2 protein-coding genes are annotated in these 1,971 nt (G+C 58.2%); both read right to left on the bottom strand.

The annotated features are described in order from the left end of the window. Positions 1-324: 324 nt before the first annotated feature. Positions 325-1,548 (bottom strand): DUF1559 domain-containing protein, encoded by a 1,224-nt coding sequence (locus ABX749_RS31140; protein ID WP_372899464.1) that lies wholly within the window; start codon positions 1,546-1,548, stop codon positions 325-327. A 127-nt stretch (positions 1,549-1,675) separates the two neighbouring features. Next, positions 1,676-1,852, bottom strand: coding sequence for a hypothetical protein (locus ABX749_RS31135; RefSeq protein WP_372899463.1), 177 nt, complete (start codon positions 1,850-1,852; stop codon positions 1,676-1,678). Positions 1,853-1,971 lie beyond the last annotated feature (119 nt).

Raw genomic sequence — 1,971 nt, 5'->3', positions numbered from 1 at the left:
GCCTCGTCCACTGCAGAGGACTCGTCGCCTCGCCCACTACAGAGGACTCGTCGCCTCGTCCACTACAGAGGGCTCGTCGCCTCGTCCACTACAGAGGACTCGTCGCCTCGTCCACTACCGCCTACCCGAAACGCAAGGTGACACGGAATACTAGTGTAGCCAACATCTCCCGAAACAGCTTCCGCTACCGACGACGCAAACATCGCTTCAACGTTTCCGCATCGCTCCATCGCTACGGTTCGACCTCCCCTCGATTTTCTCCGCCCTCCCTGCCAGCAGGGTGACGTGGGAAAACAAGGGGAGTTTTTCTCCGATCAAGCAGCACTATTGGTTGAGTTGCTCCTCGATCGTTTCACCGCCGGCACGGGTTCCAAGGGCGCCCCACAACCCGTAGGGACTGGGCATCCCCGGTGCCTGGACCCCGGTGCCGTTCCATTTCACGTTGCCTGCGGTGGTATCGCCCGATTCGATCGAATCGGTGATGAAGACGACGGCACCATCCCCCATCAGGATATGGGCGCCGCCCTGATGGCGACTGCTCGGTCCGTAGATGCCGATGGTGAACGTGTTGTTGCCGTTGCTGCAGATTTCACGGTTCGGCGGCAGGATCGAAGTGATGCCGACATTGACGGCCATCCCGTTCATCCATTTGAAGCCCCGTTGGACTTCGGGGTTGTTGCTGGCGAAGTCGGTTCCGGGGGCCCAGAACTTGGGTCGATCCGGATCGATTTGGGCGGCACACAGACTGGGATCGTTCAGGATTCCGCGGGCCTCGGCCACCCGCGTGGTGATCTGATTGTCACCGAGGTCCGTGTTGAGTTCACCGCCCATGATCGTGTTGGACAGGCCATCGAGCACATCACGGAATCGAGTCTCCTCGCGGGGCACAAACATCCCGCGTGTCGTCGAACGCATGCGTGTCATCCGCGTCCGCGCGACCACGCCGGTTTGATTGCGTCCGCCATTGTTTTGGAACTGAATCGAATCCCCCAGCGCGACGCCATAGTTGGTGCGTCCTTGACCCGGAAAGCCGACTCCGGGATCACTGGGGCATCGATACGAGGGGATGTTGGTCAGCCAGGGATCGTATTGAAACCGACCATGTTCGGCCAGACTCATGGCGACTTGGGGACCCATCGCGCTAAAGAACAGCCCCTGCGCCGATGCCGGTTCTTTGACGGCAAACGGGTTGCTGATTTGATCCCACAAGGCCTGTTGCTCGACGAAAGGTAAAATGCCGACGAGCGCGCTCAGGTTGAAAAAGTTGTTTCCGCCGTAGGGGGATCCCGGCGGAACCGGCGTCCGGGCCTGGGTGTTGTTGCCGTAGCGATAAGTGCCCCCACGGTTTCGCGGCAAGTTTTTGTAGGTCGAGTGGTAATTGTGAAATGCCAAGCCGATTTGTTTGAAGTTGTTACTGCAACTCATCCGGCGAGCGGCTTCACGAGCCGCCTGAACTGCCGGCAGCAGCAACCCCACCAAGATGCCGATGATCGCGATGACCACCAGCAATTCGACCAGCGTGAATGCTCGTCTGGAATTTCTTCGCATCTGACTTCTCCCGCAACAAGAACGAATAAGAAACCGAGGTGCGAAGTCTGTCATCACGACGTCCTACGCACCGCTATAAGAACCAAGACGCATGTGCGTCATCATCCGCGAATTTTTTCTCAACGATCTACTCGCCCGTTCCGTCGTCTTCGCCCTCGTCGACATCTTCATCGATGCGCGCCGCCGCTTCTGGATTCGCATCCAGATACGCTTGTACCGATCCCTCTTCCGGCCCCGTCGGCTCGGTGGAAGGACCACATCCGACGAACAGGAGCGTGCCCGCCAAAAGAGAAGCAGCGGTCATGTTGATCCAAGAGAATTTCATCTGCTCACCGCGATGGAACGTATGAATTGAACGAACGACCGGAAGACGAGGTCGCTATGGGCGAATCGAGCTTACCAGTCACCACGATAATGGTTTTT

It is taken from the genome of Stieleria sp. (assembly GCF_041595215.1).
Lineage (GTDB): Bacteria > Planctomycetota > Planctomycetia > Pirellulales > Pirellulaceae > Stieleria > Stieleria magnilauensis.
This window is presented reverse-complemented; position numbering and strand designations above follow the sequence as displayed.

Bases quoted from the DNA above. Each gene is read 5' to 3' on its own strand.
- ABX749_RS31135 (WP_372899463.1), bottom strand. From the start codon at position 1,852: ATGACCGCTGCTTCTCTTTTGGCGGGCACGCTCCTGTTCGTCGGATGT.
- ABX749_RS31140 (WP_372899464.1), bottom strand. From the start codon at position 1,548: ATGCGAAGAAATTCCAGACGAGCATTCACGCTGGTCGAATTGCTGGTG.